This is a genomic window from Paenibacillus canaveralius (assembly GCF_047238265.1).
Lineage (GTDB): Bacteria > Bacillota > Bacilli > Paenibacillales > NBRC-103111 > Paenibacillus_F.
In genome coordinates this window covers 3,149,571-3,175,729 of record NZ_JBDFMM010000001.1, presented here as the reverse complement: position 1 = coordinate 3,175,729, position 26,159 = coordinate 3,149,571, and the positions used below count along the sequence as shown (strand labels likewise).

Sequence of the window (26,159 nt, the reverse complement as noted above, 5' to 3'; positions counted from 1 at the left end):
GGAGCCTATAATGGCGCTAAGCTACGGTTATTAACGGGTCCGTCAGGATACTACAACTTGTGGAAAAGGGGATTCGTAAGGTGTATACAATCTTGCTGGTTGACGATGAATCAACGACGATTAAACTGATGCGTTATATGCTGGAGAGTTCCAAACTTCCGATTCATCGTATTTTCGAGGCTTCCGACGGGAAAGAGGCGCTCGGGATCATGCGCGAGTACGGGGCCGATCTCGTTATCACCGATGTAAGTATGCCTTATATGACCGGTTTGGAGCTGTGCCGCCAGCTGTCCGGAGAGTTCAAATACACGCCCAGCATCATCGTGTCCGAGCACGATAAATTCGATTACGTGAGAGAAGCGCTGCTGTGCGGAGTGAAAGATTACCTGTTGAAGCCGCTGAGCAAAGACCGTTTCCTGTGTTCCGTGCGCAGGACGCTGGAGGAGCTTCCGGAAACGGTTCATTCCATAGGCGAGACATCGGACAGATGGAGAGGGCTTGCGGATTCCTGGATTGAAGCGGTGCTTCAGGACAACCGTCCCGCTCAGGAGACGGCGGGCCGCAAATGGCTGGCTTCGCTGCATGCGGTGCCACCTTATCTGTGCGTGAAGTGGCATAACGCGTTTCACCGCATCCTTCTGCAGAGCGCCGGGGCCAAGCTGGAGAGAGAGGTCGAATGCTCCTTGCAGCCTTATCGCGGGCAAACAGGCGCCGACCTGACGAACTGGATCACGGCCGATTTCAAAGCGATGCAGCATGCCGTCAAACTGGCGGCGTACACGGACAACCAGCGCATGATCTATAACGCGCAAAAATATATCCAGCAGCATTACAACAAAGAAATCACCCTGGAAGAACTGGCTTCGTCGGTGGGGTATTCCGCGCCTTACTTCAGCTATCTGTTCAAGCTGAAAACGGGCATCTCCTATATGGCTTACCGCACTCAGCTGCGGTTAAAGAGGGCTCAGGAGCTGCTGCTCAAAAGCGACAAGCCGATGCCCCAGATCGCCAGCGAGGTCGGTTACAACGATGTAACGAGCCTGATCCGCGCTTTTAAAAAAGAGCTGGGCTATACGCCTTCGGATTACCGGAAGGGCGGTTTAGTGTAGGCGGGGTTAGCGGAAACGACCGGGGAGCAAACGAGGAAGAAGCCGGAATTCAAAATTATACAGGAAATGTCTGCTTGTAAATTAAAACGCTTAAATTTACCGGTAATGCCTCACAGGAAGAAAAGATTAAGTGGAAATGACCGAACCGGGACACTGTTCGATGAGGAGCCGCCGGCTCTCTTCAAGCGGGAGAAAGGGCCGTAAACAGTATAACTATTGCAGCGCGCGCGATTCCCAAGCGCGTGTTGCAGCACTGCCCGGTGAGAGGCCAAGCCCTGCGGGAATTGCAATATTTGGAGCAATAAGCTATATTGGATATGTGATTAGATTATCTAACTAAAAAAGAGTGAGAGGGAGAGAGGTGGATAAAATTGCGCTTTTATAGTTAGATAATCTAATTAAATATAGCTGAAGGTACGTGATCTCCATGAAAGAAAGACAGCACACAACAGACCGGCCGGACCCTTCACATTGTATAATGAGCGTACGCGTCATGCTCAAAGAGATGTTTGTACACACAAAGGCCCATTGGGGCCTGCTTTTGACCGGGGCACTGGCCGTCCTGTTCATGTCGTTCTGTGAATTTATCATTCCGCAGCTGACAAAAACCGTTATCGACGACATCATTCCCGGCAAAAAGGCAGACGCCCTGCTGGAAACGGGCGGGCTGATTGTTCTGACGGCTTTCGTACTCGGACTCCTCCATTTTACTTCAAGTTACGTAATGACCATTGTGAGCCAGAAGGCCATTCTCGGGCTGCGCAACAAACTTTACACCCATACGATAAGGCTGGATTTAAAGTTTTTTGACCGCAGCAGGACTGGGGATCTTATGGCGAGATTGACCGGAGACGTTAACCAGCTTCAGGAACTGGTTTCAGCCGAGAGTCTATCCATTCTTGCCGATTTTGTCACTTTCGCCGCGATATGCGGCTATCTGTTTTATGTGGATTGGCAGCTGGCGCTTTTGACGGTTGCGACCCTGCCTTTTCTATTCCTATCGTCCCGTTTTTTCAGCTTGCGGATTAAAAGCGCTTATAGACGGGTGCGTCAAATCTCTGCCGAGCTGAACAACTTCCTGCAGGATACCCTATCCGGTATCCGCATGATCAAATCATTCGCGGGCGAAGAAAACGAAGAAAAGCAGTTCGTGAAGCTGAGCGACCGGAACCGGATCGCCACGGTTTCGGCATCGCGGCTTTCGGCGCTCTTTTCACCGCTGACCGATTGGCTCAATACTATAGGAATGACGCTCGTTCTTCTGTTCGGCGCCTGGCAGACGATGCAGGGCAGCCTGACTGTGGGGGAGGTCGTCGCGTATCTCGCTTACCTGCGCCTGCTGCAGGCGCCTATCCGTTCCTTCAGCAGGCTGGTTACGAAAATCCAGCAATCGGCAGCGGCCTTCGAACGTATCCAGGATATTCTGGCTGCGGTTCCGGAAGTCCGCGATCAGGAAGGCGCGATTGTGCTGCCGCCGGTTAAGGGCGAGATCGTTTTCTATGACGTTGATTTCGCTTATGACGAAGGGCAGCCTGTGCTGGAAAACTTCTTTTTGAAGCTTCGCGGTAACGAGACGACGGCTCTGATCGGTTCGTCTGGCTCCGGTAAATCCACCATTGCGGACCTCATCGCCCGAATGTACGACGTGCAGCGTGGAGATATCTACATCGACGGCTATCCGCTGAAGGCGGTCACACAGCAGTCTCTGCGAAGCCAGCTGGGAATCGTATCGCAGGAAGTCATTCTGCTGAACGGCACGATCCGTGAAAATATCGCCTACGGACAGCCTGCCGCATCGGACACACAAATCGAAGCGGCCGCGAAAGCCGCGAACGCGCACGAGTTTATAACCGCTTTGCCGCAAGGCTATGACACTCCGATAGGGGAAAGAGGCGTCAAACTGTCCGGCGGACAGAAACAGCGGCTGTCTATCGCCAGAGCCTTCCTGAAAGATCCCCGTTTGATCATTCTCGATGAAGCGACGGCCGCCCTGGATACGGAATCCGAGCAGAAAATCCAACAGGCGCTGTCACGCCTTCTTCCCGGCCGAACTTGTCTGGTCATTGCCCACCGGCTATCCACGATTCAGAATGCCGATCAGATTGTCGTTCTGGAGCATGGAGAAGTTGTGGAATACGGAAAGCATGATGTTCTTCTTCGCCGGAACGGAAGGTATAAAGAACTCCATAGGATGCAGTTCACTTGAAACTTACCGGCAAAGCCGCAGAATTCACACGCAAAAGACCGCGATAACCGCGGTCTTTTTATTTTACGAAATGGAGCGACAAAACCCCCGTGCCATAAGCATGGACGTGAGGGAGATGAGGTGCAGGGGGTTAGACTTTAGCCGCCCACAGTTCAATTTCAATTTTTAGTTCGGGCAATCCCAATTCGGTAATATAAGCTACCGTCATGGCCGGATAGCTCCCGCCGAACAATTCAGTCCATTTCTCATCCAGAAAATCCCAGTCTATTTTTTGGGTAGCCCATATATTCACTTTAATAATATGTTCGGACGTCAATTCCTCGGAGTGGAGGAGGGCATGGATATTCTCGAAAGTAAGGCGGATTTGTTCGTTCAGGCTATCGGGAATTTTTCCGTCTGGATCCGCTCCGATTTGGCCGGAAGTCACATACAATTCCGCATTTCTTGGAATTTTAGTGAGATGAGTGTAGTGGCCTACGGGGCTGTGCATACCTGCCGGATTTTTTCTGATGATTCTGGAATTTTCCATTTTAAAAGACCTCGCATTCTAGAATTTTTCTGCTGTCTTCGCTAACCGCATTTTTGGGCATACTTCACCCGTAAAAACAAGGATTAGAAAAAAACGGCAGTAGAGTATCCGTAACCGGCGGACAGAAAACCCAAAGACTTTTTCTTCATGGACGGATACCCCTTTCTTTCTAAATGCGAAGAAGATTTTGCATAGATTGTAGACTAAATCCTTGGGGGTGTCAAAATTTGTGAACGCTCAAAAATGTTTGTGCGGCCGCAAGTTAGATTACCTATGATTGAGAGGGCAGCTTCATTTGCCATTTTTTATCATTGACTCCTTTTTTGCCGGTTGTTTTGCGGGATTTTACAAAGGCACAAATACCTCTTGCATCCTTTGAAGCTAAGGTGTAAGATAAAGCCATAAGACATTGTGATTTATTTCACAGACAATATCTGGTCAGTATTTTCTCCTTTATACGCTATGGTTAATCGCCAACAGCTCTTTTTTTAACTAAGTATGTGAATAAATTCACTAATAAAATTCGGGAGGCTATCATCATGACATTCAAAGTTGCCGTAATCGGATGCACTCACGCAGGAACCGCCGCTGTTAAAAGCATTGCCGCACAATATCCCGACGCTGAAATCACGGTTTACGAACGTAACGATAACATTTCGTTCCTGTCGTGCGGGATCGCGCTTCATGTCGGCGGAGTGATCGGAGATGCGAAGGGGCTTTTCTACAGCAGCCCGGAAGAGCTTGCCCGGCTCGGAGTCGTTACGAAGATGCGCCATGAAGTACTTGAAGTCGATGTCCGGGCCAAAACGCTCCGGGCCCGCAACCTGGAGAGCGGGGAAGAGTTCGGTGACACCTACGATAAGCTGGTCGTGACGACAGGCTCGTGGCCGGTCATTCCGCGGATGGAAGGCATCGGGCTGGAGAACATCCAGCTGTGTAAAAACTACGGCCATGCCCGTGAAATCATCGCCCGGGCAGCGGACGCAAAACGGATCACGGTAATCGGAGCGGGTTATATCGGCATCGAACTCGTCGAAGCATTCCGTGATCTGGGCAAAGACGTGACGCTTATCGACAACATGGACCGCGTCATGGCCAAGTACCTGGACCCCGAATTCACAGCAGTCGCTGACAACGAGCTTAGGGAACGGGGAGTGCGGCTCGCACTCGGACGGACCGTCGAAGGATTCCGGGGCACGGACGGCAAAGTCTGCGAGGTCGTGACAACCGACGGCACTTTCGGGACCGACATGGTCGTGCTGTGCATCGGCTTCCGACCCGGTACGGATCTGCTCAAAGGCCAGGTCGATATGATGCCGGGCGGAGCTATCCTCGTGGACGATTATATGCGCACGAGCCATCCCGACGTGCTGGCCGCCGGTGACAGCTGCGCCGTCCGGTATAATCCGACGGGCGAAGCCGCCTATATCCCGCTGGCCACGAATGCGGTGCGCATGGGAACCCTGGCCGGCCTGAACCTGTTGAAACCGGCCGTCCGTTATCAGGGTACCCAGGGAACATCGGCCATCAAGCTGTTCGACTGGAATATCGCTTCGACGGGTCTTACCGAAGCGGCCGCGGCTGCGGCAGGCATGAATACGGAGACTGTCCTCGTCCATGAGAACAACCGGCCGGAATTTATGCCGACCTATGACGATGTGATGCTGAAGCTGGTATTCGAAGCGGAAGGAGGCCGCCTGGTCGGGGCGCAGGTCATGTCGAAAGCGGATATGACCCAGGCCGTCAATACGCTGTCGGTTTGTATCCAGAACCGGATGACCGTGCAGGAACTTGCTTTTGTGGATTTCTTCTTCCAGCCGCACTACAACAAACCGTGGAATCTGCTCAACACCGCAGGTCTGGCAGCTATGAAACGGCTCAATGAAGCGGCGGATGCTGCAAGAGAGCCGGAACGGTCGAAACCCGACGGCGCACGTACCGATGCCCGGACTCCCGAGAAATACGGAGTCGCTTAAACGGGCTAAGATGCAAAGACAAAAGACTTCCGCATCGGTGCCGGGAGCGTTCCGCACTGTGCAAGACTCCCGGCGCCGGGCCTGGCGTTCTATGACGCAGGCTGTTCCTAAGTCTGATAAAAGACAGAACCCCTGCCTTAAAGGCAGGGGTTCTTGTATAGATCCGTATTTTATCAGATGGAGTTGAAAATTTGAAATCGACCGCTGGTCCCTACACCGGCAGAGTGAGATCAGCGTTCGATCACTCGGGGATAAACAGCTAAAATTCACTTAACACAAGGATTTTCGAATGTTTGCGCGTTTTTTACTATGTTTGGATGTTGAAGATTATGGGGGGCACTTATTCGGTCACTTTTCCGACATTCTCTTCAATTTTCTTTAGTAACAACAGGGGTTCCAATCGGGCTGCCCGTTTTTTGAAATAGCAGGATCGCAAGAATCAAGGCTGCACTTACAGCGGCAAGACCCGGCCAATTTAAATACAGCACATGTGTACGGCTGATGATAAACCCGCCTAATCCCGATCCCAGTGCAAACCCGAATTGGATGAAGGAAGTATTTACGCTGAGCGCAATGTCCGGTTTTTGAGGTGCCAGAGTAACCAGATACAGCTGTTGGGCAGGGGAAATACTCCAAGTTGCCAACATAAAAATCATTAAGACCAAGATCAGCATAAAGAGATTGACACTGGCCAGAGCGAATAAAAGGAGAGCTGCCCCTTGTAACAGGAGACCGAGACAAATCGTGAACTTCGATCCCTTCGCATCTGCCAATTGACCGCCTACTCTGGATCCGACGAAGCTGCAAATGCCCGCCAGGAATAGAATCCCGCTGATTTCGGTTATGGTAAGAGAGGACGCGGCCTGCAAGAAGGGCGTCATATAAGTGAATAGGGTAGAATAGCCGCCGATATACAAGAGAGTAATAGCCAAGGCAGTCACAATTTTCGGATGTTTTAAAATGGAGAGCTGCATTCTGAGGGTAACCTTTTCTTCTTCTTTTATGGCCGGAACCTTCTTATAGATGATAAGCAACGGCAGAACGCTTAATAGGCCGATCCAACCAAATAAAACTTTCCATCCGAACATCTCGCTAAAAAAGGTGCCAATCGGAACACCCAGCACCAGCGAACTGCTGAGCCCCATCAAAATAATCCCGATAGCCCTGCCTCTTCTTTCTTTTTCGACGAGTCGGGCCGCTACTGCCATGGCCACTACCGTAGCGATTCCTCCGCTAGCTCCTTGAATAATTCGCACCCAAATGACTGTTTCATAGGACAGGTTCAGAAATATAAGTCCGTGGCTGGCAATAAAAACACTAAGGGCAGTCAGGAGCAGCTTCTTGCGATCCGCATTTATCGTTAAAGCAATCATAATGGGAGCGATAATAGCCGCTGCGAGAGCAAAAACAGTCACTAGCAGCCCGGCTTCGGAAGTAGATACTCCCAGGTCCGCGGCGATCATTTCAATGATGCCCGTTATAATGTATTCAATGGTTCCGATCAGAAAGACAACAAGTGCCAATATATAAACGATCAGGTTATTTTTCAATTAAACCCACTCCATCTCCGGTTATCTTTTTAGTATCGGAATTTGTAGTTCCATTAATTGTGCATCCTGCTTTGTTGATAACGGTAAATATATCTCCCGGCCGGGTTCGTTTTCTTTGATCGCATAGTTATTTTTCTCAATCCATTTGGCTAAATCAACACAGGCCGTACAAGCAAAGGCAGAGTCCGAACGAAACGTCATGGTGGCCATCATCGGCTCAGGAGGAAGAGTCCGCAGTTGGAATACATCCAGTGATAGCATAAGCTCCCGCGTTAAAAAATAACCGACTTCAAATTCGAACTCATCGTCTTTTTCTTCCGTTTCTTTCCATAAAACGACCTGGGGACTTTGAGCCAAATGACGAGTTTCTTTTGTTAATAATTGATTAAATGTACGAAACAGCTCTGGGATGTCTTCTTCTTTTCCGCGTGCTTTCAAAAATAGAAACGATTGGGCCTCTACTGCCTTGATCCTGATTTCTTGTTTCGTTTCCGCTTGCCCCTGTCTTTCTATAAGCCGCATACGCTCCTCGATCCGGGCGAGCTTGGCTTGTTCGCTTTCAATGATCTGCTGGGTTTCACTTTTTTTCAGCTTAAACATCCCTTGAATATGATCCGGTGTAATATCTTCACGAAGCAGCTGTATAATTTGCGGCAGGGTGAACCCTAATTCCTTATAGAGGAAGATCCGGTTCAGTTCAAGAAGCTGCTCTGCTGAATAGTAACGATAGCCGGTATCGTGATCGACCTTTATCGGCTTTAATAGGCCAATCTGGTCATAATAGCGCAGAGTTTTTAACGAGACCTTGCTTATTCTGGAAAACTCACTGATTTTAAACAAACGATCATCTCCAATCTATGCCTTAATGAAAGTATATAGTTTCCCGTGCAGGGGAAAGTCAAGTGCCTTTCTTGTCATCGTTTTACGACTGCGGCGCATTCGAACGCAGAAACTTTCTTCCGAATTCTTTCTAACATATAGAGCTCGATCTCTCCACTGTCAAGGCAGATCTTCGTGTCTTTTCCTATCACAACCGGAAAATTTCCGTCTGTCTCACGAATATGGTAAAATTTATTAGATAGTATAAATCAAAACCGGAAGGAACTGACTCAAGCAAGGTAGACGTTACTTACATACGCAGCGTAACGGGCTTAAACGGCCCAATGGCTATACAAAAAATTTGCGGGGAGGACAAGCTGATGACGTTCGCGGAACATTTTACATAACTCGATTTACCGTTAATCCGGGGACCTCCTTGAGACGTCTTCATTTCACAATTTGAATATGAAAACCCGGGAGGTGCCGATCCATGCGTTCGGAACAAGAAATGTTTGATCTGGTATTAGATGTGGCAAAGAAGGACAGCCGTGTAAGAGCGGTCGGGTTGAACGGTTCAAGGACGAATCCGAATGTTCCCAAAGACATTTTCAGGGACTATGATATCGTCTATGTCGTCACGGAAATGGAATCTTTTATAAACGATCCCGATTGGGTGAATGTGTTCGGAGAACGGCTGATAATGCAGACGCCGGAAGATATGGCTTTGTTTCCTAACGACCTGGGAAACCGCTTTTCCTACCTCATGTTATTTGAAGACGGCAACCGCATAGACATGGTGCTTATTCCACTTGAAGAGAAAGAGGAGTACTGCCGGGAAGACAAGCTGACGGTAATCCTGCTCGACAAGGACAACGATTTGCCGGAAATACCGCCTCCGACGGATGAAGACTACTGGGTTCAGCGGCCCGACGCCCAACGTTACGCCGATTGCTGCAACGAATTCTGGTGGGTATCTACCTATGTCGCCAAAGGACTCTGGAGACAGGAAATTTTGTATGCGATCGATCACATGAACCTGGTCAGGGCGATGCTGCTCAAAATGCTGGAATGGAAGGTCGGGATAGACACCGGTTTCTCGCTCAGTATCGGGAAGAACGGCAAATTTCTAAATCGCTACATGGATGAAAAATCTTGGAACAAGCTGCTGTCCACCTATGAAAACGGAAGTTATGAGCGGGTATGGCACGCTTTGTACGTTATGGGAGAGCTATTCGAGCCGGTTGCCCTTCAAGTGGCGGCTGAATTCGGATACGCGTATCCTGCGGATGAAGCGGAGAATATTAAACGATATGTGCGGGACGTTCAACTCCTTGCACCCGACGCACGGGATATGTACTGAAATTTGATAACGAAAAGAGCCCTGACACATAGCTGTCAGGGTCTTTTTGTTACGTTGAAAGCGGAAGAGGGCGGCCTATCCCGTATTTATATCCGTATTCCGAAAAGAAAAACAACGGTGTTTAACGGCGTGTCGGGATGAGGCAAATCATCCGTTGTTTTTATACGATCAGTGTCAAGGCTCACCGCCAGTCGAACGAAACGTTCTTGAGCTTCTTCCGAAACGCCTTCCCGAAAGTAAGACTGCGGCGGATCTGCAAATAAACGGCTGCCGTTATTTATTTTATATTGACTGTACGTTCATTCAATAATAAAATAAACGTATGAATTTGGAATATTTTAGATGGTGAAAGGAGTCTGTTGACATGGATCTGTATTATGAAGTAGCAGGTGAGGGCGTTCCGGTCGTGCTCATCCACAGTCCCGGTGTAGATTCTCGCGAATGGAAATTTATCGCTCCGATTTTGGCGCGGTCGTTCCAGGTGATCACATTTGACGGACGGGGGACCGGGAAGTCTCCGGCTTTGACCGCTCCGGCCGATTTGGTCGAGGATCTTAGGCGTCTGCTTCAGCATCTGAATATCCGTCAGGCGGTTCTGGTGGGTCATTCCATGGGCGGGCAGGCGGCAGCGGAATTCGCGTTGTCCTATCCTTCTATGGTGAGCCGGCTTGTCCTGCTGGCCCCGTCGCTTACCGGATTTCCTTACTCGGAGGCATTTACGCAGTGGATGGCCGCCGTGAACTCTTTTGCCCCCGACCTCGGCAAAATGATCGACTACTCCTTGTCGGGTCCTAATTACCGGGTTACAATGGCAAGCCCGCAGCGGGATTTTCTGATCGAGATGCACACCGACTATATGCGAAAAGTGTTTACGGAATGGAAAAGTTTCGAAGTGAACTGGCCGCAGCCTCCCGCAATCGAGCGATTAGAGAAGATTTCCGCGGATACTTTGTTCATTCAAGGAACGGTGGAATGGGAAGATATGGACCGCGTCGCGGAGGAGTATCAGCGTGTGCCTTCCTTTAAACACATCAGGATCGAGGGTGCCGACCATATGCTGACATTAACTCATCCCGCGGAAATCGCAGGTTTTATCGGACAGTTCCTGAAGGATCTAGTCTGATGCCGCGCACTAAAGAAGAAAACGAGCGGATCCGGCAGCTTGCCAAACAAAACATCCGTGCTTCGGCCATGCAGATTTTTATCGAAAAAGGCTATTACAACGCTTCTATCGCCGATATCGCGCAGAGGGCAGGGGTTTCCAAAGGCCTTTTATACAATTACTATAAAGGAAAAGAAGAACTTCTCGGCGATATGGTACAAAGCCGGATAGAAGAAATCGAAGACGTCATGCTAAAAGCGGCCTCTCTCGATACACCGTCCGGGCAGTTGAAACATATCATCGACGGCGCTATTGACAATGTGCAGCAAAACCCTAAAATTTACCGGTTTTATCTGCATTTGCAGACGCAGCCCGAAGAAGATCTGCTGCTTTCCCGGTACAGCCGCCTGCTCAACGAGGAGATGGCCCGGCAGTTTCGGCTCCAATGTGAGATGTTCCGGAAGCTTGGGGTTTCGGACCCGGAAATTAGATCTCTTCATTTCTCTTCGGCCATCCACGGGATTTCCTTGATGATCTCGACTTATCCCGAGCATTATCCCGTCCGCCAGGTGAAAGAGCAGCTGTATCGTGATTTTTGTGTAACCGAGTAATTATTCGAGAGGAGCATTAGGATGGAGAAACGTACGGCGGTAAACTTGGTTGAAAAGTATGTGGAGGCCTACAACGCTTTCGACATTGACGGCATGCTTCTGCTCTTGCACGAGGAGGTTGTGTTCCGAAACATTTCGAACGGCGTCGTGAATGCGGAGACGAAAGGGAAAGAGGCTTTCCGCGAATTAGCCGGACAATCGAAAAAGCTGTTCTCCCAGCGCTGTCAGACGATAACGGAAGTTAATTTTGCAGATGACCGGCTCGAAGCTGAGATTGATTACGAGGGAACACTTGCGGCCGATCTGCCTAACGGGCTTAAAGCAGGGGAAAAGATCACTCTCAAAGGAAAGTCGGTATTTGAAATCGAAGACGGCAAAGTGCTCCTGATCGAAGATTACAGTTAGAAAAAGGGACCGTCAGGTTTTCGCGTGCCTTTCGGAAACCTGACGGGCTGTCCCTGGACAGAGCCGTCTTGGCCTGCGGCGTTGCTCATACGGCGGCCGTCATGCGAAGCGTGAAACCGCCTCATGAAGAGGGGCACAAGTTTCATTCAGAAGACGGACAATGGGCCTTATATGAGGCGGCGAGCGAAAAACAGGTGCAGGCTTTTTTTAGCCTGCACCTGTTTTTTTGTCCCGCCGTTAGTAGCGGTCCATAATCAGCTGGGTTTTCAGCGAATCCTGCGCGAGGAACCAGCCTTTGCTCTGCAGCAGCGCGATAAGTTCGTCGTGCTTCGCGGCAGCGGTGGACTCGCTCGTTGTCTTGAACGAAGCTTCGACTATGTATTCGGTGCCGGTTCCGGCAGAGTTGCGGATCGGCCACACTTCGATGTACAGCTTCAATCCGTCCCAGGTGCCGATCGAGCGCTTGGCCAGTACGGGCCCGTAATAGCGGGAGCTTCCGAGCAGACTCGTGCCCCAGCCGTCGCCGAGCCAATCGTCGAACTTGCCCGGCGCGTTGCCGATCAACAGGCTGCGGGCATCGCTGATAGACGGGAGGTCCATGCCGCTGTAGCCGGATTTGCTCGCTTTTTTACTTCGCGAAATGCTGAGGGTCTTGTTCTGGTAACCCCATTCCACCTGAGCTTCATAGTTCGTCTCCCCGGAGTCGAATCCATCCTGTTTGGCCTTCGTAAGGGCAGCGTTGATGTCGTTGTTGACGATCGGGTACCGCTTTTTGTAAGTCAGCTCGAATTTGCTCTCGTCTTCGGATTTACGGATGCGCGTGCTCCAGCCGTTTGTGTAAATATCTTTGGCGTTCGTATCCAGGAAAGCCACATTCATTTTAGTAACGCTGGACGGCATGCCGAACGTATTAAGCACACTGCTTTTCAGCTTGTTGTCCGAACCGAGAACGGCTTCCGGTTTCAACAAAATTTTCACTTCATAGTCCGGTACCATGTTGCTTGCGGCTTGCGCGGGAGCGGACTGGATCACCGTTCCGGTCAACAGAGTCGTACCGACGGTCAGGACGAGCGCGGTGGTGCGGAGTAAACGTGTAAACATCCGATTTTCTCTCTCCTTTATTCTCACTAGAATAGTTTCCCATTATTTAGCATAAAGAATGTCTGTTAGCTCATTATCAAAAAAAGATGCGATTTATGTAAATACTTCTCTGTAACGAAAATCTGTAACGAAAAATAATGGCGCAGCGTACCCGTTCACACTTACGGCCGCTGTCTTTTTTAAATCCGCCTGTTAATTTATATTCGTAAAAAAGAAATGAATGCTGGAAATAAGTAAGGAAAGGATGCTGGAAGAGGTCGGGTGTGCGAACTAAACGAAAATGAAGGAAAGAGGCCGCGCTGAGCGGTTTTTTGGATTGGCCGGGTATACAGGGGGAGGCACTGGACGTTAAGCGCACATTTAGGCAAGGACAAACATCACACCAAATGTTGTTATTTTGTAAAATTGGATAAAAATAGACCTTATTATTAAATTAATACAAAATAGTTCAAAAATACCATGTTTACTTGGAGGACATCATATATAATTGGGAATTGATGGGGAATTATGTAATTTTATAAGATGAGGCAGCAAAGGGTCTTTCTACAAAGCTTTGAAACGATGGATCATTTTGTTTCAAGCACCTCAATCTATTCTCGTAAAACCCGGTTGCCGGGTTGATTTTGCCCATTTGTTCAAATGCCATCGAAGGGAGGACGCCTGTACTCATTATCTCTATCCGACATCATCTGTCAAGTTTTTGAGGGAGATTTTTGCCCGCCGGACAATTAATCAGACGAGCCTGCCGAAGGCTGCCCTTCACTTTTTGCCGAAATTTTTGCGAAAGTTTGGAGTGTGGAATTAGATACAGGGTTGCATACCTGAAAACGAATCTCTATAACAGGAGAGTGTCGATGTGAGAGAACATACTAACAAACGGTTTGCTTTAACTCAAGCGCAGCGAAGAATATGGAGTATGGAAATGATGTATCCGAACACATCGGTCGGAGTCATCGTGGGTACTTTGTTTATTCGCGGTCCCGTGAATACCGAAGCTCTAATGCAGGCGATTCATAAGCTGATCCGCGACCATGATGCGTTCCGGATCCGGATCGCGTCTACCGATGCCGGCGAACCCGTCCAGTGGTTTACGGAAGAGTCCGACATCGAACCGCAGTGCGATTATCTGGAAATGAGCGATGAAGCCGAGGCCAAAAAGTGGCTGGATCAGTTCAATCAAGTGCCATTGACAATTTTTGACGATCAGCTGTACAACTTCTGTCTGTTGAATCTTAATAACGAAGAACATTGGTTTAACATTAAAATCCACCATAGTATAGCGGATGGCATCTCCTCACACCTTCTTAGCGCAACGATTATGGAGAATTACGTGAAAATAGTCGGCGGGCAGGAACCGGACGCTAAAGCTAAAGGCACTTATCAGGAATATATTTATGCCGAACAGGAATATGAACGTTCGGAACGCTATCAGAAGGACAAAGCTTATTGGCTGGACAAGTTTGAGTCCTTTTCGGAAATTACAAGGATGAAACCGAGTTCGCCATACTCCGTGAGTACAGATGCCGACAGGGTCAGTGTGCTCTTCTCCGGCAAGCGCTACGAACAACTGCAGCGTTTTAGCGAGGAAAGCAACATCAGTACTTTTACGGTGTTTTTGGCGGCTTTATACATATTGCTTCACAAGGTAACGGGAAATGAAGATATCACGGTCGGTACGATATACGCAAACCGGACATCCAAGCAGGAGAAAGATACGCTGGGCATGTTCGTAAGTACGGTAGCGACCCGAATGCTGCTCGATCCGGATCAGCCTGTATTGGCGTTTTTGCAGCATATCTCCAAAGAACAGAAAACAAATCTCCGCCATCAGAAATATCCGTACAACCAGCTCATTCAGGATTTAAGAGAACGGAACAAACAGTGGGACGTTCCCGAACTGTTCCGGGTCGATATTGAATATTTGCCCGTCACCGTGACGAATTACGACGGCCTCAGCGTGGTCCGCAAGAGCAGTCATTCCGGACATGAAGTGGGCGATTTTGCCATACACGTCGTAGATGCGCTGGACGATAAGGAGATTGATCTCAATATCGATTACCGGGTCCAATTGTTCGACGAAAGTGAGATTTTGCGGATCGCGGAGCAGCTCTTTACGATCATTGACGGGATTGTCCTTAACCCGGAGCAGACCGTTCGCGAATTGTCCATGCTCAGCGATGAGGAGAAACGGAAGATTTTAACCGAATTCAACCCTGAGGCGTCCGAGCTTCCTCCAGCCAAAACGTTCCACCGGCTGTTTGAGGAACAGGCTGCGTTAAACCCGAATGCGGCGGCCGTGGTGTATGAGAACAATCAGCTCGCCTACGGGGAACTCAACGAGCGGGCAAACCGCCTGGCGGGCACCCTGCGGGGAGCCGGTATCGGCAGAGAATCGGTCGTGGGCATTTTGGCCGACCGGTCGGTCGATCTGCTCGTCGGCGTCATGGCGGTATGGAAGGCCGGAGGCGCATACGTTCCGCTCGACCCGGATTATCCGTCCGACCGCATCCGCTTTATGCTCGGGGACAGCGGAGCTTCGGTGCTGCTCACACAAACCGGTCTGAAGGACAGGGCCGGAGCTTGGCAGACGGAAGGCGGGACGCTGCATACGGTTCTTTGCCTGGACGACGAGAATTCGTACGGCGAAGAAAAGGCGAACGCGCCGGCCGGCTTCACAGACCAGGCAGCTGACGCCGTAACCGGCAGTGTGCCGGCGGAGAGCAGGCCGGAAGACCTTGCTTACGTGATCTACACGTCCGGCACGACAGGACGGCCGAAGGGCGTCATGATCGAGCACCGGAGCCTCGTGAACACGGCAGCGGCCTACCGCAAGGAATACAGGCTCGATCAATTTCCCGTGCGCCTGCTTCAGCTTGCGAGCTTTTCTTTTGACGTGTTTGTCGGGGATATCGCCCGCACCCTTTACAACGGGGGCACCATGGTAATCTGCCCGAAAGACGACCGGATCGATCCGACACGCCTGCACGGCTGGATACAAAGCCGGCAGATTACCGTGTTTGAATCGACGCCGGCGCTCATCATACCGTTTATGGAACATGTGGCCCAGCAGGGGCTTGATATGAGCTCCATGAAGCTGCTCATCACGAGCTCCGACAGCTGCAGCGTTGAAGATTACCGTCAGCTTCAGGAACGGTTCGGGTCTCAATTCCGGATCATCAACAGCTACGGCGTCACGGAAGCGGCCATCGATTCGAGCTTCTACGACGAGCCTCTCTCCAAGCTGCCGGAAGCCGGCAACGTGCCGATCGGCAAAGCGTGGCTGAATGCCAAATTTTATATCGTGGACGCTCAGCTAAATCCTGTCCCCGTCGGAATTTTGGGAGAACTGTGCATCGGAGGGCCGGGCGTCGCCCGGGGATACATGAACCGTCCGGAACTGACGGAAGAGAAGTTTGCGGAAAGTCCGTTTGCCGCCGGAGAACGCCTGTACCGTACGGGCGATCTGGCGCGCTGGATGGAAGACGGCAATGTGGACTTTATCGGACGGATCGATTATCAGGTGAAAATCCGGGGATACCGGATCGAACTCGGCGAAATCGAGACGGCGATGCTGCGCTTTGACGGCATCCGCCAAGCGGTCGTAACCGACCGTACCGACGAACGGGGCCAGAAGTATTTGTGCGGCTATGTCGTATCGGAATGTGATATCGATACCAGAGCCCTGCACGCGTATCTGGAGCAGACGCTCCCTTCGCATATGGTGCCGGCTCGCGTGATGCGTCTGGACTCGCTGCCTCTTACGCCGAACGGCAAAGTAGACCGCAAGGCCCTGCCTGAGCCGGAAGGCAGCGTACAGGCGGAGGTCAAGTACATCGCTCCACGGACTCCGGCGGAACAAGCGCTTGCCGCCGTCTGGCAGTCCGTACTCGGCGTGGACAGAGTCGGTCTGTCGGACAATTTCTTCGGACTCGGCGGAGACTCGATTAAAGCGCTCCAGGTTTCTTCGAGGCTCCTTCAGGCCGGTTACAAGCTGGTCATGCGCGACCTTTTCCACTATCCGACGATAGCGTCCCTAAGTCCCCAGCTTCAATCGGCCGGCAAAACGGCCAGCCAGGAAGAAGTGACGGGAGCCGTGACGCTGACGCCGATTCAGCGTTGGTTTTTCGGACAGAATCCGGCCGATCCGCATCACAGCAACCAGGCGTTCATGCAGTACCGCAGAGAAGGCTTCGACGAGACGGCGCTTCGACTGACGATCGCGAAACTGGTCGGGCATCACGACGCGCTGCGTACGGTTTACCGTAGAACCGGTACCGGTTATGAAGCATGGAACCGGGGGACGGACGAAGAGCTGTTCAGCCTGGAAGTGACGGATTTTACGGGTTACGAACATTGTGCGGATGCCGTCGAGGCGAAGGCAAGCGAAATCCAGGGAAGCATCGACCTGGAAAAAGGACCGCTTGTCAAACTGGGCCTGTTCCGCTGTTCGGATGGCGACCATCTGCTCATGGCCATCCATCATCTTGTTGTGGACGGCGTGTCCTGGCGCATCTTGTTTGAAGATTTTGCGGCCGGCTACGAACAGGCTCTTGGCGGACAACCGATTTCGCTTCCGCATAAAACAGATTCGTTCCAGACGTGGGCCGGACAATTGTCACGCTATGCGGATAGTGAGGCGCTTGAATCCGAGCGGGCTTACTGGAAGCAGATCGGACGGATCGAGCATACACCGCTCCCCAAAGATTTGGGGCAGGAGAACTCACGGCTTCAAGACAGCGATATCGTGACCGTAAGATGGACGGAAGGTGAGACGGAGCAGCTTTTGAAGCAGGCACACCGCGCCTACAATACGGAGATGAACGATCTTCTGCTTACGGCCCTCGGTATGGCCGTTCAAGCCTGGACCGGACAAAGCCGGATACTCGTGAATCTTGAAGGCCACGGACGTGAAGACATTCTTCCGGATGTGGACATTACAAGAACCGTCGGCTGGTTTACGAGCCAATTTCCGGTCGTGCTGGAGAGCGGCGGGGACCAGACGGTTGCCCAGCAGATCAAAGGGACGAAGGAAAGTCTCCGGCGTATTCCCAACAAGGGAATCGGCTACGGCATTCTGAGGTATATGGCGCAGGAGCGGGAGGACGATCTGTGGGGGCCCGATCCGGAAATCAGCTTTAACTACCTTGGCCAGTTCGATCAGGATTACGCGAGCAGCGGTCTGGAGCCGTCCCCGTTCTCCACCGGCAACGATGTCAGCCCGAATGCGGCGATGGATTTTGCCTTGGACATGAACGGAATGGTTACGGAGGGGGCGCTGGAGCTTACGATCCGCTATGGAACGACCCAGTACCGCCGGGAGACGATTGAACGGCTGGGCAACCTGCTCGAAAGCAGCTTGCGGGAAGTTATCGCGCACTGCTTATCCAAGGAAATGCCGGAGCTTACGCCGAGCGATGTCCTTCTGCCGGAGCTGTCCGTGGAAGAGCTGGAGCAGCTGACGCTGCGTACCGCCTCTATCGGAGAGCTGGAGAACGTGTATACGCTGACCCCGATGCAGAAGGGCATGATGTTCCACAGCCTGCTGGATGCCGATTCGGAAGCCTATTTCGAACAGGTGACGTTCGACCTTCAGGGGAGCCTGGACGCCGATGCTTTCGCGAAAGGGCTGGATGTGCTGATTCAACGGCATGAAGCGCTTCGGACCAATTTTATGATCGGCTGGAAAGACGAACCGGTTCAGATGGTGTTCCGCGAGCGTAAGGGCGAAATTTATTACGAAGATATAAGCGGACTTCCCGGGACGGAGCGGGAGCATGCGCTTGCTGAACTGGCAAACGCCGACAAAGCCCGGAAGTTTGATTTGGCGGAAGACTCCCTTATGCGGGTGACTCTTGTCCGGACCGGCGAACAGTCCTGGCATCTTATCTGGAGTCACCATCATATCCTGATGGACGGCTGGTGCATGTCCTTCATGATCAAAGAAGTGTTTGAAAGCTATTTCGCATTTTTGGAAAAAAGAAAACCCGAGCTTCCTCCCGTTACACCGTTTGCCCGTTATATCGAATGGCTGGAAAAACAGGACCGCAAAACGGCGGAAGACTATTGGAGCGGTTATTTGAACGGCTACGACCAGCATACGAAGCTTCCTCAGGAAAAAGCGCAGCGCAAGCAGGGAAGTTTCAACGCGGTCGAACTGGATTTCGAATTCAGCCGGGAACTGAGCGAGAAAATCGAACGTGTATCCAGGCAAAATCAAGTGACGCTAAGTACGTTTGTCCAAACGCTGTGGGGTCTCGTTCTCCAGGTGTATAACAACAGCCGGGATGTCGTGTTCGGCTGCGTCGTTTCGGGCCGTCCGGCGGATATCGCCGGTGTAGAAAGCATGATCGGCTTGTTTATTAATACAATTCCGGTCCGGGTCCGGAGCGAAGCGGGAGAATCCGTGGCGGATGTGATGCGGAAAACCCAGGAGCAGGCTTTGGCATCCGGGGCGTACGACACGTTCCCGCTTTATGAAATACAGGCCCTCAGCGAGCAAAAACGCGATCTCATCAGCCATATCATGGTATTCGAAAACTACCCGATGGAAGAGCGGATCGAAGAGCTTGTCGGAGGCAGCGGGGCTTTGGCCATTTCCAACATTCAGGCTCCGGAACAAACGAACTATGATTTCGATATAACGGTTATTCCCGGGGAGCGGATTATGATCCGGTTTACCTATAACGCGGATACGTTCAGCGAGGAGGATATCCGGGGCATTCACGGCCATTTCTCCCGTGCGGTCGAGCAGGCTGCGGCCGATCCGAACATTCGTGTGGAACAGTTGGAGCTGCTTACGCATTCCGAAAAAGAGCAGCTGTTCGAAGGGTTCAACCCCGCCATGTCCGAGCTGCCGCAGGTGCAAACGTTCCACCGACTGTTCGAGGAACAGGCTTCGCGCACGCCCGATGCGGCTGCCGTTGTGTACGAAGACAACGAGTTGTCCTACCGGGAGCTTAACGAAAAAGCGAACCGACTGGCGGCAGCGCTGCGTGCGGACGGCGTCGGCAGAGAGTCGATCGTCGGCATTCTCGCCGAGCGTTCGGTGGAACTGCTCGTCGGCGTGATCGCCGTATGGAAAGCGGGCGGCGCGTACGTGCCGCTGGATCCGGAATATCCGGCCGACCGCATCCGCTTTATGCTCGAAGACAGCGGGGCGACGGTTCTGCTGACGCAGACGGCACTCAGAGAGGGCGCTGAAGCTTGGCTGGAGGCGGACGAGACGGCGCTGCGTTCGATCCTCTGCCTGGACGACGAGAAGTCGTACATTGGGGACGGCGAAAATGCGGCTGTCGGCAGCAAGGCTGAGAGCATTACAACAGGCACGCAAGATAGCGTCCCGACCGAAACCCAGCCGAACGATCTCGCTTACGTGATCTACACGTCCGGCACAACTGGACGGCCGAAAGGCGTTATGATCGAGCACGGCAGCCTCGTGAACACGGCGGCGGCTTACCGCCGGGAATACCGGCTGGACCAATTCCCGGTCCGCCTGCTTCAGCTCGCGAGTTTCTCCTTCGACGTGTTCGTCGGGGATATCGCGCGGACGCTGTACAACGGCGGCACCATGGTGATCGTGCCGAAAGACGACCGGATCGACCCGGCCCGCCTGCACGGCTGGATCCGCGAGAAGCAGATTACCGTGTTCGAATCAACGCCCGCGCTTATCGTGCCGTTTATGGAACATGTCGCCCAGCATGAGCTGGATATGAGCTCGATGGAGCTGCTTATTACGAGCTCCGACAGCTGCAGCGTCGGGGATTACCGCGTGCTGCAGGAGCGTTTCGGCTCGCAGTTCCGCATCATCAACAGCTACGGCGTCACGGAAGCGGCGATCGATTCCAGCTTCTACGACGAGCCGCTGGCGAAGCTGCCCGAAACAGGCAGCGTGCCGATCGGCAAAGCGTGGCTGAACGCAAGGTTCTACATCGTGGACGCGCATCTGAACCCGGTGCCGGTCGGTGTCCTGGGCGAGCTGTGCATCGGCGGTCCGGGCGTGGCACGAGGCTACCTCAACCGTCCGGATCTGACGGAAGAGAAGTTCGTGAACAGCCCGTTCGTCCACGGTGAACGTCTATACCGCACGGGCGACTTGGCCCGCTGGACGGCCGACGGGAACGTCGACTTTATCGGGCGGATCGACCACCAGGCGAAAATCCGGGGCTACCGGATCGAAACGGGCGAGGTCGAGTCGCAGCTGCTCCAGGCGGACGGCGTCCGCGAAGCGGTCGTGCTCGTGCGCGAAGACGGCGGCGGCCAGAAAGCGCTGTGCGCGTACTACACCGCCGAAGGCGAGCTTGCCGCGAGCAGTCTGCGCAGCGCACTGGCGCAGGAGCTTCCGGGCTATATGATCCCGTCGTATTTCATCCGGCTGGAGCGGATTCCGCTGACCCCGAACGGGAAAGTGGACCGGAAGGCGCTGCCCGCGCCGGAGGCAGACGGAGGCGCGGAGTATATCGCGCCGCGCACGCCGCTGGAAGCAAAGCTGGCCGCCATCTGGCAGGACGTGCTCGGGCTTCAGAAGGAAATCGGCATCCGCGATAACTTCTTCGACCTCGGCGGGCATTCCCTGCGGGCGACCACGCTCGTCGGCAAAGTCCGCAAAGAGCTGAACGTGGACTTGCCGCTGCGCGACGTTTTCCGGTATTCGACGGTTGAAGGAATGGCCGAGGCCATCGCCTGGATGGAACGGCAGGAACATATTTCTATCCCTGTTGTTGAGAAAAGAGAATATTATCCGCTGTCGTCCGCTCAGAAACGGTTGTACATCCTCAACCAGCTTGAAGGAGCGGAGCTGAGCTACAATATGCCGGGTACCCTGATGCTGCAAGGGATGCTTGACCGCAAGCGGTTCGAGGAAGCATTCCGCAGACTGGTTGAACGGCACGAAACACTGCGCACAGGCTTCGAAATGGCGAACGGGGAAGCGGTACAGCGGATCTATACGGACGTTGATTTTGCCGTGGAACATGTCGCGGCAAGCGAGGCGGAAGCGGAGGAAGTGGTCCGGAAATTTGTCCGTCCGTTCGACCTCGCGAAACCTCCTCTAATTCGGGTCGGATTGATTGAACTGGCGGTTGAGCGGCATATTCTCATGTTCGATATGCATCATATCGTTTCCGACGGTGTTTCGATGGACGTTTTGGTGGAAGAGTTTGTCCGCTTATACAGCGGGGAAGAGCTGGAGCCGCTGCGGATCCAGTACAAAGACTACGCCGTCTGGCAGCAGTCTGAGGAGCAGAAAGAGCAGCTGAAGCTTCAGGAAGCGTATTGGCTTCAAATTTTCCGCGGAGAACTGCCGGTTCTGGAACTGCCGACGGATTATGCACGGCCCGCCCAGCAGAGCTACGAGGGGAGAACGCTCGGGTTCACTATGGATGAGCGGAAGAGCGATGGCTTAAAGCGGCTGGCGGCGGAAACGGGCACAACCTTGTACATGGTTTTGTTTGCGGCCTATACCGTCATGCTGCATAAATACACGGGCCAGGAAGACCTGATCGTCGGTACGCCGATTGCCGGAAGGACACACGGCGATGTACAGCCGCTTATCGGCATGTTCGTCAATACACTGGCAATCCGCAATTACCCGGCCGCAGACAAAACGTTCTTGTCCTACTTGCAGGAGGTTAAAGAAACGACACTCGGCGCATACGAGCACCAGAACTACCCGTTCGAGGAGCTGGTGGAAAAAGTGCAGGTTGCCCGGGATTTAAGCCGCAATCCGATTTTCGACACCATGTTTACGCTGCAAAACACGGAAAATAAGGAACTTCAGCTTCCGGGGCTGCAACTGGCTCCCTATGCGAGCGAAGAAATCGTCTCCAAGTTCGACCTTAGTCTGGACGTAACGGAAACCCCGGGTGGTTTGGACTACTTATTTGAATATGCAACCTCTTTGTATAAAAAAGAAACGGTAGAACGGATGGCGAAGCATTATGAACATCTTCTCGGTGCCATCGTGGAAAAACCGGAAGCGAAAATCGCCGAGCTGGAGCTGCTGACCTCTTCCGAAAAAGAGCAGCTGTTCGAAGCGTTCAATCCGGCGCTGTCCGAACTGCCGCAGGTACAGACGTTCCACTGGCTGTTCGAGGAACAGGCTTTGCGCACGCCCGATGCGGCTGCCGTTGTCTATGAAGACAAGCAGCTGACCTACCGGGAGCTTAACGAAAAAGCGAACCGACTGGCGGCAGCGCTGCGTGCGGACGGCGTCGGCAGAGAGTCGATCGTCGGCATTCTCGCCGAGCGTTCGGTGGAGCTGCTCGTCGGCGTGATCGCCGTATGGAAAGCGGGCGGCGCGTACGTGCCGCTGGATCCGGATTATCCGGCCGATCGCATCCGTTTTATGCTCGAAGACAGCGGGGCGACGATATTGCTGACGCAGACGGCATTTAGAGAAGGCGCCGAGGCTTGGCTGGAGGCGGAAGAGACGGCGCTGCGCTCGATCCTCTGCCTGGACGACGAGAAGTCGTACGTTGGGGACGGCGAAAATGCGGCTGTCGGCGGCAAGGATGAGAGCGGAACGGACGACAGGCTGACTACCGGCGCTGCGGGTAATCTCGCAGAGCGTGCCGGAATCTCCGCCGGTCAAGAGGCTGGAGCCGTTAGCGGCCGCAAGGAAGATATCGCAGCCTCCGGCAGCATGTCCGCGTCAGGCTCATCGGTCAGCGATTCTGCCGAAACCCAGCCGCACGATCTCGCTTACGTGATCTACACGTCCGGCACAACGGGACGGCCGAAAGGCGTCATGATCGAGCACGGCAGCCTCGTGAACACGGCGGCGGCTTACCGCCGGGAATACCGGCTGGACCAATTCCCGGTCCGCCTGCTTCAGCTCGCGAGCTTTTCCTTCGACGTGTTCGTCGGGGATATCGCGCGGACGCTGTACAACGGCGGTACCATGGTGATCGTGCCGAAGGACGACCGGATCGACCCGGCCCGCCTGCACGGCTGGATCCGGGAGAAGCGGATTACCGTGTTCGAATCGACACCGGCGCTCATCGTGCCGTTTATGGAACATGTCGCGCAGCATGAGCTCGATATGAGCTCGATGGAGCTGCTTATTACGAGCTCCGACAGCTGCAGCGTCGGGGACTACCGCATGCTGCAGGAGCGCTTCGGCTCGCAGTTCCGCATCATCAACAGCTACGGCGTTACGGAAGCGGCGATCGATTCCAGCTTCTACGACGAGCCGCTGGCGAAGCTGCCGGAAACAGGCAGCGTACCGATCGGCAAAGCATGGTTGAACGCAAGGTTCTACATCGTGGACGCGCATCTGAACCCGGTGCCGGTCGGTGTCCTGGGCGAGCTGTGCATCGGCGGTCCGGGCGTGGCACGAGGCTACCTCAACCGTCCGGATCTGACGGAAGAGAAGTTCGTGGACAGCCCGTTCGTCCACGGTGAACGACTGTACCGCACGGGCGACTTGGCCCGCTGGACGGCCGACGGGAACGTCGACTTTATCGGGCGGATCGACCACCAGGCGAAAATCCGGGGCTACCGGATCGAAACGGGTGAGGTCGAGTCGCAGCTGCTCCAGGCGGACGGCGTCCGCGAAGCGGTCGTGCTCGTGCGCGAAGACGGCGGCGGCCAGAAAGCGCTGTGCGCGTACTACACCGCCGAAGGCGAGCTTGCCGCGAGCAGTCTGCGCAGCGCACTGGCGCAGGAGCTTCCGGGCTACATGATCCCGTCGTATTTTATCCGGCTGGAGCGGATTCCGCTGACCCCGAACGGGAAAGTGGACCGGAAGGCACTGCCGGCGCCCGAAGCAGGCGCAGACGGAGGCGCGGAGTATATCGCGCCGCGCACGCCGCTGGAAGCGAAGCTGGCCGCCATCTGGCAGGACGTGCTCGGGCTTCAGAAGGAAATCGGCATCCGCGATAACTTCTTCGACCTCGGCGGGCATTCCCTGCGGGCGACCACGCTCGTCGGCAAAATCCACAAAGAGCTGAACGTGGACCTGCCGCTGCGGGATGTTTTCCGGCATTCGACGGTTGAAGAAATGGCCCGTACCCTAGCAGGGCTGGAGCACCGCGAACATACCGCCATCCCTGTACTCGAAAAACGTGCTCATTACCCGCTGTCTTCCGTACAGAAAAGACTTTACATCCAGCATCAGATGGAAGGCGCGGAACTTAGCTATAATATGTCCGGTCTTATGGTCCTTAAAGGAGAGTTGGATCGTGACCGCTTTGAAGCTGCGCTTCGCGGACTGATCGGCCGCCACGAAATTTTGCGCACGGCTTTCGAGATGGTGGACGGGGAACCCGTTCAGGTTATTTACCCGGAAGTGGATTTTGCATTGGAGTATTGGCTGGCTGACGAAGAAAAGGCCCGCGAACTTGCCGAAGGATTCGTTCGCGTCTTTGAACTGGATCGTCCGCCGCTGCTGCGGGTCGGCTTGATCGGGCTGGAACGGAACCGGCATATCCTGATGTTCGACATCCATCATCTTGTGTCCGACGGCGTGTCCACCGGCATTTTAATTGACGACCTTCTCCGTATGTACACGGGGGAAAATCTCCAGCCGCTGCGGATTCAATATAAAGACTTCGCCGCGTGGCAGCAATCCGAAGCGCAGCGCGAACGATTGAAAAAACAGGAAGCGTACTGGCTGGACGTATTGGACGGCGAACTGCCGCAGCTTGAGCTGCCGACCGATTTCGCGAGACCGCCGGTGCGGAGCTATGAGGGAGACGTGCTGGATTTTGCCATCGCGGAGGGGCAAAGCGAAACTTTACAGCAAATCGCCGACGCGAACGGCGCGACCTTGTATATGGTTATGCTGGCCGCCTACACCGTTCTGCTGCACAAGTATTCCGGACAGGAAGACATCATTGTGGGAACGCCGGTTTCCGGCCGGACTCATGCGGATACGGAGCCGCTGATCGGAATGTTCGTGAACACGCTGGCTGTCCGGAACTACCCGTCCGGCGACAAGATGTTCCTTACTTATCTGGAAGAAATCAAGGAAACGATGCTGGGAGCATACGAGAATCAAGATTATCCGTTCGAGGAGCTTGTGGAAAAAGTTCAGGCGGCAAGGAATTTGAGCCGGCATCCGATATTTGACTCGGTGTTTGTGATGGAAACCAGAGAAGACCGGATCAGCCGTTTCGGAGAGTTAAGCGTCGAGCCTTATATGGAGGCCCGGACGGTCGCTAAATTTGATTTGACCCTGGAAGTTACGTACGAGGAAGAAGGCATGAGCGGCCACTTTGAATATGCGACGAAACTGTTTTCCCGGAACATGATCGACAATTTTGCCCAAGACTTTCTGACCATCCTCTCCAAAATTTGCGAGCAGCCTCACGTTCTGCTGAAAGATCTGGCTTTAAACGGGTCTCCGGAGCAGGAAGAGGACTTGCTGGAAGCTATCGATATTGTTTTCTAAA

12 protein-coding genes are annotated in these 26,159 nt (G+C 53.2%); 8 read left to right on the top strand and 4 right to left on the bottom strand.

Translation table 11 applies throughout. The features are described from left to right. Positions 1-80 precede the first annotated feature (80 nt). Positions 81-1,109, top strand: a complete 1,029-nt coding sequence (locus ABC395_RS14315) for a response regulator transcription factor (RefSeq protein ID WP_413004038.1) — start codon at positions 81-83, stop codon at positions 1,107-1,109. A 493-nt stretch (positions 1,110-1,602) separates the two neighbouring features. Then, on the top strand, positions 1,603-3,315 hold the full coding sequence (locus ABC395_RS14310) for an ABC transporter ATP-binding protein (protein ID WP_413004036.1): 1,713 nt from the start codon (positions 1,603-1,605) through the stop codon (positions 3,313-3,315). Positions 3,316-3,445: 130 nt separating this feature from the next. Here the strand turns inward: ABC395_RS14310 and ABC395_RS14305 are convergent, their stop codons facing one another. After that, positions 3,446-3,844 carry a RidA family protein gene (locus tag ABC395_RS14305; RefSeq protein WP_413004034.1) on the bottom strand — a complete coding sequence of 133 codons (399 nt, stop codon included), beginning with the start codon at positions 3,842-3,844 and terminating at the stop codon, positions 3,446-3,448. 539 nt (positions 3,845-4,383) lie between these two features. Here ABC395_RS14305 and ABC395_RS14300 point away from each other — a divergent pair. Next, positions 4,384-5,820 carry an FAD-dependent oxidoreductase gene (locus tag ABC395_RS14300; protein ID WP_413004032.1) on the top strand — a complete coding sequence of 479 codons (1,437 nt, stop codon included), beginning with the start codon at positions 4,384-4,386 and terminating at the stop codon, positions 5,818-5,820. 368 nt (positions 5,821-6,188) lie between these two features. On the opposite strand, the gene ABC395_RS14295 is transcribed toward ABC395_RS14300, so the two are convergent. Both ABC395_RS14295 and ABC395_RS14290 read right to left on the bottom strand, forming a co-directional pair. After that, positions 6,189-7,370, bottom strand: a complete 1,182-nt coding sequence (locus ABC395_RS14295) for an MFS transporter (RefSeq protein WP_413004030.1) — start codon at positions 7,368-7,370, stop codon at positions 6,189-6,191. 21 nt (positions 7,371-7,391) lie between these two features. Further along, positions 7,392-8,210, bottom strand: a complete 819-nt coding sequence (locus tag ABC395_RS14290; protein ID WP_413004028.1) for a MerR family transcriptional regulator — start codon at positions 8,208-8,210, stop codon at positions 7,392-7,394. Positions 8,211-8,679: 469 nt separating this feature from the next. Here ABC395_RS14290 and ABC395_RS14285 point away from each other — a divergent pair, with 469 nt between their 5' ends. The 4 genes from ABC395_RS14285 (at position 8,680) to ABC395_RS14270 (ending at position 11,667) form a co-directional block, all read left to right on the top strand. Beyond that, the gene (locus ABC395_RS14285; protein WP_413004027.1) at positions 8,680-9,549 is read left to right on the top strand and encodes an aminoglycoside 6-adenylyltransferase; all 870 of its coding nucleotides are present in this window, start codon (positions 8,680-8,682) and stop codon (positions 9,547-9,549) included. A 364-nt stretch (positions 9,550-9,913) separates the two neighbouring features. Further along, on the top strand, positions 9,914-10,672 hold the full coding sequence (locus tag ABC395_RS14280) for an alpha/beta fold hydrolase (protein ID WP_413004025.1): 759 nt from the start codon (positions 9,914-9,916) through the stop codon (positions 10,670-10,672). Continuing rightward, positions 10,672-11,262, top strand: a complete 591-nt coding sequence (locus ABC395_RS14275; protein WP_413004024.1) for a TetR/AcrR family transcriptional regulator — start codon at positions 10,672-10,674, stop codon at positions 11,260-11,262. Before ABC395_RS14280 ends, ABC395_RS14275 begins: the two co-directional genes overlap by 1 nt. Before the next feature lie 21 nt (positions 11,263-11,283). Further along, positions 11,284-11,667 carry a nuclear transport factor 2 family protein gene (locus ABC395_RS14270; protein WP_413004022.1) on the top strand — a complete coding sequence of 128 codons (384 nt, stop codon included), beginning with the start codon at positions 11,284-11,286 and terminating at the stop codon, positions 11,665-11,667. Positions 11,668-11,904: 237 nt separating this feature from the next. Here ABC395_RS14270 and ABC395_RS14265 read toward each other — a convergent pair whose 3' ends face one another. Then, positions 11,905-12,768 carry a hypothetical protein gene (locus ABC395_RS14265; protein WP_413004020.1) on the bottom strand — a complete coding sequence of 288 codons (864 nt, stop codon included), beginning with the start codon at positions 12,766-12,768 and terminating at the stop codon, positions 11,905-11,907. A 916-nt stretch (positions 12,769-13,684) separates the two neighbouring features. Here ABC395_RS14265 and ABC395_RS27410 point away from each other — a divergent pair. Further along, the gene (locus ABC395_RS27410; RefSeq protein WP_459564685.1) at positions 13,685-26,158 is read left to right on the top strand and encodes an amino acid adenylation domain-containing protein; all 12,474 of its coding nucleotides are present in this window, start codon (positions 13,685-13,687) and stop codon (positions 26,156-26,158) included. The last annotated feature ends 1 nt before the right edge of the window (position 26,159 follow it).